We start from the raw sequence: 12,280 nt of genomic DNA, 5'->3' as shown, positions 1-12,280 counted from the left end.
CGAGCGGTGGCCCATACTGGGTCCATGAGCACCCGCGAGTTCGTGCGGGCCACTCCAGGGCTCGACGGCATGGTCGTGTCCGCGGTCGGCTACCGCTCCGCCGGGGTCCTCCCGGCGCTGCACCGCGGGCTGCCCTCGCCGTATCTCACGCTGATCTTCTCCCTCGAGGGCCCGGTCGTCACCGGCCGCACCCCGGAGCATGCGTACGGCACCGACGCCGCGCGGACCGACATCGTGGTCGCCGGGCTGCACCAGGACCCGGCCTATGTGGTCCAGGACAGCCACGAGGCGGGTGTCCAACTGGCGCTGCATCCCCTGGCCGCCCGTGCGCTCCTCGGGCTGCCCGCCGGTGAACTCACCTCCCAGCTGGTGGTCTCCGGGACGGATCTGCTCGGCGCACAGGCCGCCGAGGTGCGTGAGCGGATGTGCGCCGAGGACCGCTGGGACGAACGCTTCGCCACCCTCGCCACCTATCTGCGGCAGCGCGCGGAGGCGACCCGGCACACCGCGGTGCGCCCCGAGGTCGCCGAGGCATGGGCCTGGCTGGCCCGCCACCGCGGTACCGGCACCCTGTCCGGTCTCGCGGACCATGTGGCGCTCAGCCCGCGCCGGCTGACCACCCTGTTCCGCGCCGAAACGGGGCTGGGCCCCAAGCAGGCCGCCCGGCTGATGCGCTTCCAGCACGCCAGGTCCGCGGTGGCCCGCGCCGCCGCCCACCGCCCGCCGGAGCTGTCCCGTATCGCCGCCGAGTGCGGCTACTACGACCACTCCCACCTCGTCCGCGACTTCCGCCGGTACACCGGCGTCAGCCCGACGGCCTGGCTTGCCGAAGAGTGCCGGAATATCCAAGCCGGGGCCCATGGCGGCGGCGAAGACTGGGGCCCATGAACACTACGCACACCACCGAGAAGCCTCAGCTCCGAGCCCCCGATGTCTGGCCCACCTTCCAGGCGCACGACGCCCCCGCCCTGATCGACTTCCTGGTCGACACGGTCGGCTTCCAGCGCACGGCCGTCTACCGGGACGGCGACCGCGTCGCCCACGCCCAGCTCGACTGGCCCGAGGGCGGCGGGATCATGCTCGGCTCCTACGACCCGTCCGGCGAGAAGGGATGCCTCCAGCCGGGCACCTCCGGTGCCTACATCGTCACCGCACACGTCGACGCGCTCCACGCGCGGCTCACCGCGGCCGGGGTGACGCTCGTCCGCGAGATCGAGGACCAGCCCTACGGAAGCCGGGAGTTCGCGATAGCGGACCCGGAGGGCAACACCTGGTCCTTCGGCACCTACCCCGGCGAACCCCGCGGCCAGGACTGACGGGTGGGTGACGCCTTCCCGGCCCCCGGTGCCGGGAAGGCGTCATTGTCGACAAGGCGTCAAGACCGCGGCCCACCGCGTCGGGACTACTGGAGGGGGCCGGTCCAGTGGGGGTCTTCGGCGAGGATGTCCGAGTCCTCGCTCATGCGGGTGACGCTGACGAGCATCTGGGTCCCGTACTGCTTGTCGAGAACATGCTTGTCGAGAACACCGTCGGGGTGGTGGTGACGCGGCCGTTCCTATGGCCCCTCAGGTTGACTCCGACATGTGAAGGACTTGTGAGGGGCTGGAATGGTTGCACGCTAAATAAAATCGTCTCCGCGGTGGAGACGGGACGTGGCTGGGGAGCGCAGGAGCGGCCCGTGGTTGGGCTCCCCGGCGTGGGCGCGGATACTGGGCGGCATGCGTATCGACTTTGATCCCGAGGCCATGGACCGGACCCCCTTCTACAAGCTGCTGACCTCAGTCGTGGTGCCCCGGCCGATCGCCTGGGTGTCGACGGTGTCGGGGGGCGGGACGGCCAATCTGGCGCCGCACTCGTTCTACTCCGTCTCGTGTGTGTCCCCGCCGATCGTGCAGTTCACCTCCGTCGGGCGGAAGGATTCGCTGCGCAATGTCGAGGAGACCGGCGAGTTCGTGGTGAACTTCGCCCCCGAGCAGCTCTTCGAGCAGGTCAACGCGACTGCGACGGACTTTCCGCACGGGGTCAGCGAGTTCGAGGAGGTGGGGATCGAGCAGGAGACGAGTCTGCGGGTGAAGCCGCCGCGGGTGGCGGCGTCGCCGGTGGCGCTCGAGTGTGTGCTGCACGGCACGCTGGGGCTGGGGGACTCCACGGTGGTCTTCGGGCGGGTGGTGCACGCCGTGGTCGACGAGGCCGTCATGACCGACGGGCACCCCGGGATCGACCGGCTCAAGCCGCTGGCCCGGCTGGGCAGGAACGAGTGGGGGACAACGGGCGAGGTGCTGGACCGCGCCCGGATCCGGTACGCGGACTGGCCGGCCGGCCGGGGTGAAGGCAAGGGCTGACGGAGCGCCCGCGGGGCGGGAGGGCCGTGGGGTCGTAGGGTGCTGCCGGTGATGGAGACCTTCGTGTTCGACGTCGGCTCGACCCTCATCCGCGAGGACCGCCACTGGGCCGCGTGGGCCGACTGGCTCGGTGTCCCGCGGCACACTCTTTCCGCCCTGGTGGGAGCCGTCGTCGCGCAGGGGCGCGCGGACGCGGACGCGCTCCGTCTGCTGAAGCCGGGGATCGACATCGCCGCCGAGTGGCGGGCGCGCGAGGCGGCCGGGCGCGGGGAGCGGCTGGCCGAGGCCGATCTGTATCCGGACGTCCGGAGCGCGCTCGGTCGGCTGCGGGGGACCGGCGCGCGCGTCGTGGTGGCCGGGAACCAGACGGTCCGCATGGGCGAGCTGCTGCGGGCGCTGGAGCTGCCGGCCGACGCCGTCGCCACCTCGGGCACATGGGGCGTCGCCAAGCCCGAGGCCGGATTCTTCCACCGGGTGCTGGAGCTCGCGGGCAGCGCGCCGGACCGCACCGTGTACGTGGGGGACTGTCCGGCGTTCGACATCCGCCCGGCGAAGGCCGCCGGGCTGAGGGCCGCGCATGTCCGGCGCGGGCCATGGGGGCATCTGTGGGCCGGGACGGCCGACGCGGCCCTGGCGGACTGGCGGATCGACTCGCTGGACGAGCTGGTCGGCATCGCCGCCGGATGAGCGTGCGGGTGCCGTCGGACGGGCATGAGGAGAGACGCGCGTCATGAGGAGAGACGCGCGTGACGAGGGCCACGCGTGAGGAAGAAGAGAAAGTGCGCAGCTAGGGGCAGGGACTCACGGTGTGTGATCTATTCACACCCCGTGTGGCGAGAGTGCTTGCATATATCTACCGCACACCCTTCCCGGCCCGCACCACGGGACGGTTGACTCTTCCCATGCCGCTCAGGGGGCGCCAGACCTGGGCGAAGGGGCCGCCGGACTCCTCCCTCCTCGGCCGGCGGCCCATCTCCCTGCCCGTGTCACGGGTCTCCCCGCCGATGCCACGGGGGTCAGGAACGTCAGCCTGCCGACTCGGCCGCGTGCGCGCTCAGCACACCGAAGCCGATCAGGGCGAAGAGGACCAGACCCAGCAGGATCCGGTAGATCACGAACGGCATGAAGCTCTTGGTGGAGATGAACTTCATGAACCAAGCAATAACCGCATATCCAACAACAAAGGCGATAACGGTTGCGAAGATGGTGGGGCCCCAGGAGGTGTGCCCCTCGGACGCGTCCTTCAGCTCGAAGAGCCCGGACGCCAGGACCGCCGGTACGGCGAGGAGAAAGGAGTAGCGGGCGGCGGCCTCGCGGGTGTAACCCATCAGCAGACCGCCGCTGATGGTCGCTCCCGACCGGGAGACGCCCGGGATCAGAGCCATCGCCTGGCAGGCGCCGAATATGAGCCCGTCCTTGACCCCGAGTTCCTCGAGCGTCTTGCGCTGCTTGGCGACCCGGTGCCGCCCGCCCGATTCGTCGCGCGCCGCCCGCCGGTCGGCGAAGCCCAGCACCACACCCATGACCACGAGGGTGGTGGCGATCAGCCGCAGATCACGGAACGGGCCCTCGATCTGGTCCTGGAGCGTGATGCCGAGCACACCGATGGGTATGGATCCGACGATCACCAGCCAGCCCATCTGGGCGTCGTGGTCGGAACGCCGTTCCTTGCTGTAGAGCGAGCGGAACCAGGCCGAGACGATACGGGCGATGTCTTTCCGGAAGTAGATGAGCACCGCGAGCTCGGTGCCGATCTGGGTGATCGCGGTGAAGGCGGGCCCCGGGTCGTTCCAACCCGCGAAGGCGGCCGTGAGCCGCAGATGGGCACTGGAAGAAATCGGAAGGAACTCGGTCAGCCCCTGGACAAGCCCGAGAATGAAAGATTCAAACCACGACATTGCGTCTACGCTATCCAAAGGCTGATCATGCCCTGGCCGGTGCGTGACGGGGCACGACCGGGTCAGGCGGGGTGGCCGACGGGAAGAAGCCGGTGGTCGACGATCAACCACCGGGTTCGTGGGGCAGCGTAGCGTCCCCGGGTAAGAGACGGCCAAGGGCCCGGTCCGCTCACCCGTTAATCGCTTTGATCATGGGGTACCCGGCGCCTCGGCACACCGCGTTCGCGGTGCCGAGGACCTGCCGAGGAGCCGAGCCGTATGACCGTGACCGGGCATGGATCATCAGGGGACGAGTACGCCCGCGCGGCGGCGGGGACCGTCACGACCGAAGTTCCGGCGCGGCTGGACCGGCTGCCCTGGTCCCGCTGGCACTGGATGATCGTCATCGGGCTGGGCACCGTATGGATCCTCGACGGCCTGGAAGTGACCGTCGTCGGCAACATCGCCAGCCGGCTCTCCGAGCCCGGCAGCGGTCTGCCCATCACCGATGCCCAGGTCACGGGCATGGCCGCGGCCCTCTATGTCGCCGGAGCGTGCTGCGGAGCCCTGTTCTTCGGCTGGACCGGTACGGCCGGAAGAAGCTGTTCATGATCACGCTCGTGGTCTATCTCGCGGCCACGGCCCTGACCGCCGTCTCCTTCTCCGTCTGGTGGTTCTTCCTCTGCCGCTTCATCACCGGCCTGGGCATCGGAGGGGAGTACGCGGCCATCAACTCCGCGATCGACGAACTGATCCCCAGCCGGTACCGGGGCCGCGTCGACCTGATCATCAACGGCAGTTTCTGGCTGGGCGCGATGGGCGGCTCGCTGCTGTCCGTCCTGATGCTGAACACCGACTTCTTCCCGCAGAACATCGGATGGCGGCTCACCTTCGCCCTCGGGGTGGTCCTGGGACTGGTGATCCTCCTGGTGCGCCGCCATGTCCCGGAGAGCCCGCGCTGGATGTTCATCCACGGCAGGTCGGAGGGGGCCGAGCAACTGGTCGCGGACGTCGAACGGCGCGTCGAGGACGAGACCGGCCGCCGCCTCCCCGAACCGGCCCGGTCCATCACCATCCGGACCCGCAAGAGCACCGGCTTCGTCGACATCGGCCGGACGCTCTTCAGCTCCTACCCCCGGCGCGCGGTCCTGGGCCTCGCCCTCTTCATCGGGCAGGCGTTCCTCTACAACGCGATCACCTTCGGCTTCGGCTCGATCCTGGTGAGGTTCTTCTCCGTGTCCAGCGGTGTCACCGGCTACTTCTTCGCGGTCATCGCCTTCGGCAACTTCCTCGGTCCGCTGCTGCTCGGCAAGCTCTTCGACACGGTCGGCCGCAGGCCGATGATCGCGGGGACCTATGTCCTCTCCGGAGCGCTGCTGTTCGTCACTGCCTGGCTCTTCGGCCAGGGCCGGCTCACCGCGACGACGATGACCGCCTGCTGGTGCGTGGTCCTCTTCTTCGCCTCGGCCGGGGCCAGCTCCGCCTATCTGACGGTGAGCGAGGTCTTCCCGATGGAGACGCGCGCACTGGCCATCGCCTTCTTCTATGCGATCGGTACCGCGGCGGGAGGGATCACCGGCCCGCTGATCTTCGCGGATCTCACGGCGAGTGGTGTGGTCGCCGACACCGTACTGGCCTTCTGCATCGGGGCGTCGCTGATGATGGTGGCCGGGCTGATCGCCGCGTTCCTGGCCGTTCCGGCGGAACGCCGCTCCCTCGAGGACATCGCCGAGCCGTTGTCCGCGCGGGCCGCGGCGGCGCCCCCGGCCGCGGGGACGGGCGCCACCGGCGGCTGACCCTCCGGCTCGGCGGGACGCGCGTCAGACGGGCGGCGTACTGCTCCCGGCGGCGCGCGGGGCCCGCGGCCTGCCGCGTTTGCGCCAGGCCACCACCACCCCGGCCAGCGCGGGAACGGCGACGCACGCCATCGCGATGAGGAAGACGGGCGAGGTGGGGGTGGTCGCATGGCTGCCCGCCACGACGTACGCGGCGGTGTTCGGCAGGCTGCCGAGCCCGGTCGCCAGCAGGAACGACGGCCACCCCATCCGGGACACGGCGGCACAGTAGTTCGCGGCGGCGAACGGTACGCCGGGGAAGAGCCGGATCGCGAGCATCGACCGGAAGCCATGACGGCTCAGCTGCCGGTCGGCCGACGTCAGCCAGCGGCCCCGCAGCAACGGGCGCAGTGCGTCCTGCCCGAGCAGACGGCCCAGACCGAAGGAGATTCCGGCACCGAGCACCGTACCGGCGACCGCCGCGGCCAGTCCGGCCTGCCAGCCGAAGAGCGCGCCCGCCGCCAGATTCAGCAGCGGCCGCGGCACCAGCGCGGCGGTGCACAGCCCGTACGCGACCGTGAACAGCACCATGGCCGCCGGACCGGACAGCTGAGGGAGCCAGCCATGGGCCAGCAGCCGGTGCGGCTGCCACACCCAGACCGAGGTCGCCGAGCCCACCAGCAGCGCGGCGAGCAGCACCAGCCGCGACCACGGCGACAGCAGCACCGCGCGGGCGCGGCGCACGGCCGGTTTCGGGGAGGGGACGGCGACATCGAGCATCGGTGGAGCGTAACCGACCGGACGTGGCGGTCGCTGTGACGTTGTCCTCTCGTCGTACGACTGTCGGTCGATCGTCGGCTGGTCGAAAAGTTGTCGGCGACTGGCGACTGGCGACTGGCGACCGGCGACCGGCGGCCGGTCGCACAACGGCCTCCGCGGCACCACGGGTTACTTCCCGGCACACCGTCCCCACCTGCCCCGAAAACCATTCGACGCGGATCGTACGGTGCGCAATGATCAACGACATGTTCCGGTTCGCCTTCCTCCCGCCGACGTCCGCCTTCGCGGACGCGCCGAAGGCTGCCGCCGTTCCCCCGCCCGTGATCACGGCCACTGCCGCGACGGCCGACGCCGCGACGGCCATGGCCGTCGTCACGACTCCCGCCTGCCTCGACGGCACCCGAAGCTGACCCTCCTCGGACAACTCCGACGGATCCCGCAAGGGGAGGGTCGGACAGGCCCTGGGGTCCGCGCTTCCACCGCTGTTCCGAGGAGGAACCGTCCGCATGTCCAAGCAGATGTACGTGCGCACCAAGCCGCATCTCAACATCGGCACCATGGGCCACGTCGACCACGGCAAGACCACCCTGACCGCCGCCATCACCAAGGTGCTCAGCGAGCGCGGCTCCGGCGGCACCTACGTGCCCTTCGACCGCATCGACCGGGCGCCGGAGGAGGCCGAGCGCGGTATCACCATCAACATCGCCCACGTCGAGTACGAGACCGACACCCGGCACTACGCCCACGTCGACATGCCCGGCCACGCCGACTTCATCAAGAACATGGTGACCGGCGCGGCCCAACTCGACGGTGCGATCCTCGTGGTCTCCGCGCTCGACGGTGTCATGCCGCAGACCGCCGAGCACGTCCTGCTCGCCCGCCAGGTCGGCGTCGACCACATCGTGGTCGCACTCAACAAGGCCGACGCGGGCGACCCCGAGCTCACCGACCTGGTCGAGCTGGAGGTGCGCGAGCTGCTGTCGGCACACGGCTACCCCGGTGAGAGCACGCCGGTCGTACGGGTCTCCGGGCTGCGGGCACTGAACGGCGACCCGCGCTGGACCGGCGCGATCGAGGCGCTCCTGGATGCCGTGGACTTCTATGTGCCGACGCCGGTGCGCTACACGGACGCCCCGTTCCTGCTCCCGGTGGAGAACGTGCTGACCATCACCGGGCGCGGCACGGTGGTCACGGGTGCCATCGAGCGCGGCAGGGTACGCGTCGGCGACCGGGTCGAGGTGCTCGGCGCGGACGTGGCGACCGTCGTCACGGGTGTCGAGACCTTCGGCAAACCGATGGAGGTCGCGGAGGCGGGCGACAACGTCGCGCTGCTGCTGCGCGGGGTGCCGCGCGACGCGGTGCGCCGTGGCCACGTGGTCGCGGAGCCCGGCAGCGTGGTGCCCCGGCGGCACTTCACCGCGCGGGTCTACGTGCTGTCGACGGCCGAGGGCGGGCGGCGTACGCCGGTCTCCACCGGCTACCGGCCGCAGTTCTACATCCGTACGGCGGATGTGGTCGGCGATGTCGACCTCGGGCTCACCGGGGTGGCGCGCCCCGGCGACACCGTCACCATGGCGGTCGAGCTGGGCCGCGCCCTGCCGCTGGAGCCGGGGCTCGGCTTCGCGGTCCGCGAGGGCGGCCGCACGGTGGGCGCGGGGACGGTGACCACCGTGTCCGACCGGCCGTGACACACCGCTGAACGATCCGCCCGCGCCCCGCGCGAATCCGGGGCGCGGGCGGATCAGCAACGGACAGGGGCGTACGGGAACGGACGGGAACGGTCGGGAACGGACCAGGGTGGACAGGAAGGGCGAGGCGGTGGGCGTCGGGCCGCGAGAGGGCATCCGGCCCGGCACAATGAGAGCGTGGACGAGCCCATACCCGTGATCCGCGCCGTGGACGGCGGCACCGCCAAGCTGATGCCGGACCTCGACCGGCCACATGCCTGGCTGCTCACGGTGGACGACGCCCCTCAGTCGTACGTCGACCTGGACGACCCCACCTATCTGGAGTTCGAGTACGCACAGCGGCTCGCGCACGTCCTCGACGAGACCGCCGAACCGGGTGCCCCCCTCGATGTCCTGCACCTCGGCGGCGGGGCGCTCACCCTGCCGCGCTATCTGGCCGCGACCCGGCCCGGCTCGTGTCAGGAAGTGATCGAGGCCGACCGCGGGCTGCTGGAACTGGTCGACGAGCATCTGCCGCTGCCGCCCGCGTCGGGGATCACCGTGCGCCGCGCGGACGCGCGGACCGCCCTGGAGGCCGCGCCCGACGCTTCCGCCGACATCCTCATCGCCGATGTCTTCGGCGGTTCACGGGTGCCCGCGCATCTCACCTCGGTCGAGTACGCGCGCGCCGCCGCCCGTGTGCTGCGGCCGGGCGGCCGGTACACGGCGAATCTGGCCGACGGCGCGCCGTTCGCCTTCCTCCGCTCCCAACTCGCCTCGCTGCGGGCGGCTTTCGCGTATCTGTGCCTGATCGCCGAGCCCGCGGTGCTGCGCGGCCGACGCTTCGGCAACACCGTGCTGGTGGCCTCGCACAGCGAACTGCCGGTCGCCGTGCTGGCCCGCCGCGCCGCGGCCGACGCCTTCCCGGCCCGTGTCGAGTACGGGGAGGCGCTGGTGCGCTTCACGGGCGGGGCGGCGCCGGTCACGGACGCCGACGCGGTGCCGTCGCCCGAACCGCCGGGCGGTGCCTTCAGTGTGGGCTGACCCTCCGTCGGCCGGAGCACCCTGACCTGAGTCGCTATCTGGTCGCTACCCAGGTCGTGTTCCGTGGCGGCGGGTTCATACCTCGGTCGCCGAGGCGCAGACCTTCGGCCGACGACAGCGCGCACTGTCGCTTGCCAGAGTGGAGTCACGTCGTGGTGCCGAGGATGCCGCGGCGGATGGACGACATGAACGGCACAGCGGGGGAGACATGGCAAGCAACAAGGAGATCAGCCGGGCCGGATTTCTGGCCAGGGCGGGGGCGGTCGGTGTCGCGGGAGCGATGGGGCCGTTGCTGACGGGAGGCGGGGCGCGGGCGGCCGGGGCGCCTGGAGGGGCCGGGTCACCGGTCTCGGAACCGGCGCCGGGCAGGACGGGCGGTCGGCGCGGGCTGACGTATCGCGGGGTGTCCTATGAGCTCATCGACGGGGAGACCCCGTTCACCGGGTGGGATGCCACGCGGATGCGCCACGACATGCGAGCGATCAAGGACGAGCTCCACGCCGACTCGGTCTCGGTCTTCGGCACCGGTGTCGAGCGCCTTGCGGCCACCTCGACGGAGGCGGCCGAGCGTGGGTTGCATGTGTGGCTCCAGCCGCGGCTGGCGGATGTTCCACAGCCGGAGATCCTTGACCATCTCGCCGAAACGGGCAGGCATGCCGAGCGATTGCGGCGCCAGGGGGCCGAGGTCCATCTCAGCGTCGGCGCCGAGTTCATGCTCTTCGTGCCGGGCATCGTGCCCGGCGCCAATGCCGTGGAGCGCATCAAGAACCTGACGAGCGGGCACTACGACCCGAAGACGTTGGTGCGGGAGCTGCGTTCGTTCACCGTGCGGGCCGCGAAGGCCGCCAGGTCCGTCTTCCACGGCAAGGTGACCTATGGCGCGGCGCAGGACGAACAGGTGGACTGGAAGCTCTTCGACCTGGTCAGCGTCAACTACTACGCGTCCTTCGCGCGGCGGGCCGAGCATGTCCGGGCCCTGTCGAAGTTCCGGAGGTGGGGCAAACCGGTGGTGGTCTCCGAGTTCGGCACCTGCACCTTCCGGGGAGCCCCGGAGCGGGGCGGGATGGGCTGGGACGTGGTCGACTACGACAGGGAGCCCCCTGAGATCATCGGCGAACTGGTCCGTAGTGAGCGCACCCAGGCCGCCTATCTCACCGACCTGGTCGACGTCTTCGAGTCGATGGATCTGTACGCGGCTCTGGTGTACCAATTCGTCACCCCCGACGCCCCGCACCGGCATCGGCCGCGCTACGACCTCGACATGGCGAGCTACAGCCTGGTGAAGCCCATCTGGAAGACGCCCGAGGAGCCGACAGCCCACTGGCACTGGGAGCCGAAGGAGGCGTTCCACGCACTGGCACGGCACTACGGCAGGGCGCGGTGCTGACCCTCGGCCGCCGCCGGATCGGGGTCGACCGGTCCTTCAGCGACGATGACCGGTCCTTCGACGACAGGCCCCGCGGTGACGGCTCCCGTGGTGACGGCTCCCTCAGTGAGGGTGCCCAGGCCCGCTCCCTCGGCGACCGGTCCCTTGGCGACGGGACCCGGTTCACGCCGCCGCAGCCGGCGGACGTCCGGCACGGTCAGCACCGCCAGGGTCAGCAGCAGGATCAGTGCCGAGCAGCCCCACAGCGAGGCCGTCCGGCCGACGGCGCTCTCCACCGGGCCCGCCAGGGACATGGCCATGGGGAGGAAGGCGATCGAGCCCAGCATGTCGTAGGCCAAGACCCGAGAGAGCTTGTCCTCGGGGATCTCCTGGTGCAGCGCGGTCATCCAGGACACACCGAACACCTCGATCGACGCCCCGCTGACAAACATGACCACGGCCAGCACCGGCACCGGAAGCGGAATGGCGAGCGCGGCCGACGGCATGGCGAAGGGCAGTACGCACAGGGTGCCCGCGAGCAGCAGACGGCGTGGACGCCAGCGCATCATCAGCACCCCGCCGAGGACGGTGCCCGCGCCGAACGCCGCCAGGGCGAAGCCCCAGGGCCGGGCCCCGCCCAGATGCTCTTCGGCGACCAGCGGACCGTAGACGGCCTCGGCCGCGCCCACCACGGCGTTGACGACGGAGAATTGCAGCACGATGCTCCACAGCCAGGGCCGGGTGGCGAACTCACGCCATCCGTCGCGCAGATCGGCCGGCATGCCGCCCCCGGACTCCCGCGGGGGGACTCCGCTGACGTCGAGGAAGGCGCGCAGCGAGCCCGCGAGGGCGAAGGCGGCGGCGTCCACGGCCAGCATCCACCCGGGGCCCACGATCGCGATGAGCGCGCCGCCGAGCGCGGCGCCGCCGATCTGCGCGCCGTTCACCCCCATCCGGAAGAACGCGAAGGCACGGCCCGCCTGTTCGCTGGTGACGCTGGACAGCAGCATGCCCTCGGCGGCGGGGGAGAAGAAGGCATGCCCGGTGCCGCCGATCGCGGAGAGCAGGGCCATCTGCCACAGCTGGGCCCCGCCGGACAGCACAAGCGCCGCGAAAGCCGCCTGCGACAGGCAGTTGAGGGCGTTGGCCGCGACCATCACCCGATGCCGGGGCAGCCGGTCTGCCAGCGCCCCGCCGATCAGCAGGAACACCACGAGCGGCACGGTGCGGGCCGCGGCCACCAGACCGACGTCGCCACCGTCCCCGCCCGCGTCGAGCACCGCGAACGCCGCAGCGATGAGGGCCCCGGCGTTTCCGAGGCCCGTCGCCACGGCGGCGGCGGTCAGCAGTGTGTAGTTGCGTCCAGCCCACTCGGGGCGGCGTGGTCGGGAGCGCGGGGCCGGGGGAGTGGTCACGAGCGGACTATCCC

The 12,280-nt window shown here is 71.0% G+C and carries 11 protein-coding genes and 1 pseudogene; 9 read left to right on the top strand and 3 right to left on the bottom strand.

Features of this window, described 5'->3' with window-relative positions; all coding sequences use genetic code 11:
• Positions 1-24 precede the first annotated feature (24 nt).
• The 4 genes from HUT19_RS05390 (at position 25) to HUT19_RS05375 (ending at position 3,029) form a co-directional block, all read left to right on the top strand.
• The gene (locus HUT19_RS05390) at positions 25-888 is read left to right on the top strand and encodes a helix-turn-helix transcriptional regulator (RefSeq protein ID WP_176179338.1); all 864 of its coding nucleotides are present in this window, start codon (positions 25-27) and stop codon (positions 886-888) included.
• Positions 885-1,316, top strand: coding sequence for a VOC family protein (locus tag HUT19_RS05385; RefSeq protein WP_176179337.1), 432 nt, complete (start codon positions 885-887; stop codon positions 1,314-1,316). The genes HUT19_RS05390 and HUT19_RS05385 overlap by 4 nt, the downstream gene beginning before the upstream one ends.
• Before the next feature lie 402 nt (positions 1,317-1,718).
• Positions 1,719-2,342: a flavin reductase family protein gene (locus HUT19_RS05380; RefSeq protein ID WP_176179336.1), complete on the top strand. Its 624-nt coding sequence runs from the start codon at positions 1,719-1,721 to the stop codon at positions 2,340-2,342.
• A gap of 48 nt (positions 2,343-2,390) precedes the next feature.
• Entirely contained in the window at positions 2,391-3,029 is a 639-nt protein-coding gene (locus HUT19_RS05375; protein WP_176179335.1) for an HAD family hydrolase, read from the top strand.
• Between the two features lie 338 nt (positions 3,030-3,367).
• Here the strand turns inward: HUT19_RS05375 and HUT19_RS05370 are convergent, their stop codons facing one another.
• Positions 3,368-4,240 carry an undecaprenyl-diphosphate phosphatase gene (locus tag HUT19_RS05370; RefSeq protein WP_176179334.1) on the bottom strand — a complete coding sequence of 291 codons (873 nt, stop codon included), beginning with the start codon at positions 4,238-4,240 and terminating at the stop codon, positions 3,368-3,370.
• Positions 4,241-4,498: 258 nt separating this feature from the next.
• On the opposite strand from HUT19_RS05370, the pseudogene HUT19_RS05365 reads away from it, so the two are divergent.
• Positions 4,499-6,015, top strand: a pseudogene (locus HUT19_RS05365) (MFS transporter).
• A 24-nt stretch (positions 6,016-6,039) separates the two neighbouring features.
• On the opposite strand, the gene HUT19_RS05360 reads toward HUT19_RS05365, so the two are convergent.
• Positions 6,040-6,774, bottom strand: coding sequence for a TVP38/TMEM64 family protein (locus HUT19_RS05360; RefSeq protein ID WP_176179333.1), 735 nt, complete (start codon positions 6,772-6,774; stop codon positions 6,040-6,042).
• A gap of 233 nt (positions 6,775-7,007) precedes the next feature.
• Here HUT19_RS05360 and HUT19_RS05355 point away from each other — a divergent pair, with 233 nt between their 5' ends.
• The 4 genes from HUT19_RS05355 (at position 7,008) to HUT19_RS05340 (ending at position 10,872) form a co-directional block, all read left to right on the top strand.
• On the top strand, positions 7,008-7,184 hold the full coding sequence (locus tag HUT19_RS05355) for a hypothetical protein (protein WP_176179332.1): 177 nt from the start codon (positions 7,008-7,010) through the stop codon (positions 7,182-7,184).
• Positions 7,185-7,280: 96 nt separating this feature from the next.
• Complete coding sequence (gene tuf, locus HUT19_RS05350; protein ID WP_176179331.1) at positions 7,281-8,462, top strand: elongation factor Tu; 1,182 nt, start codon at positions 7,281-7,283, stop codon at positions 8,460-8,462.
• A gap of 177 nt (positions 8,463-8,639) precedes the next feature.
• Positions 8,640-9,485 carry a spermidine synthase gene (locus tag HUT19_RS05345; protein ID WP_176179330.1) on the top strand — a complete coding sequence of 282 codons (846 nt, stop codon included), beginning with the start codon at positions 8,640-8,642 and terminating at the stop codon, positions 9,483-9,485.
• Between the two features lie 208 nt (positions 9,486-9,693).
• A complete protein-coding gene (locus tag HUT19_RS05340; protein WP_176179329.1) occupies positions 9,694-10,872 on the top strand; it encodes an abortive phage infection protein in 1,179 nt (392 codons plus the stop codon).
• On the opposite strand, the gene HUT19_RS05335 is transcribed toward HUT19_RS05340, so the two are convergent.
• Positions 10,851-12,266, bottom strand: coding sequence for an MFS transporter (locus tag HUT19_RS05335; RefSeq protein WP_176179328.1), 1,416 nt, complete (start codon positions 12,264-12,266; stop codon positions 10,851-10,853). The genes HUT19_RS05340 and HUT19_RS05335 overlap by 22 nt on opposite strands.
• Positions 12,267-12,280 lie beyond the last annotated feature (14 nt).

The organism is Streptomyces sp. NA02950 (assembly GCF_013364155.1).
Taxonomy (GTDB): domain Bacteria; phylum Actinomycetota; class Actinomycetes; order Streptomycetales; family Streptomycetaceae; genus Streptomyces.
Note: the sequence above shows the minus strand (reverse complement) of the source record. Positions and strands in the feature narration are given on the sequence as shown.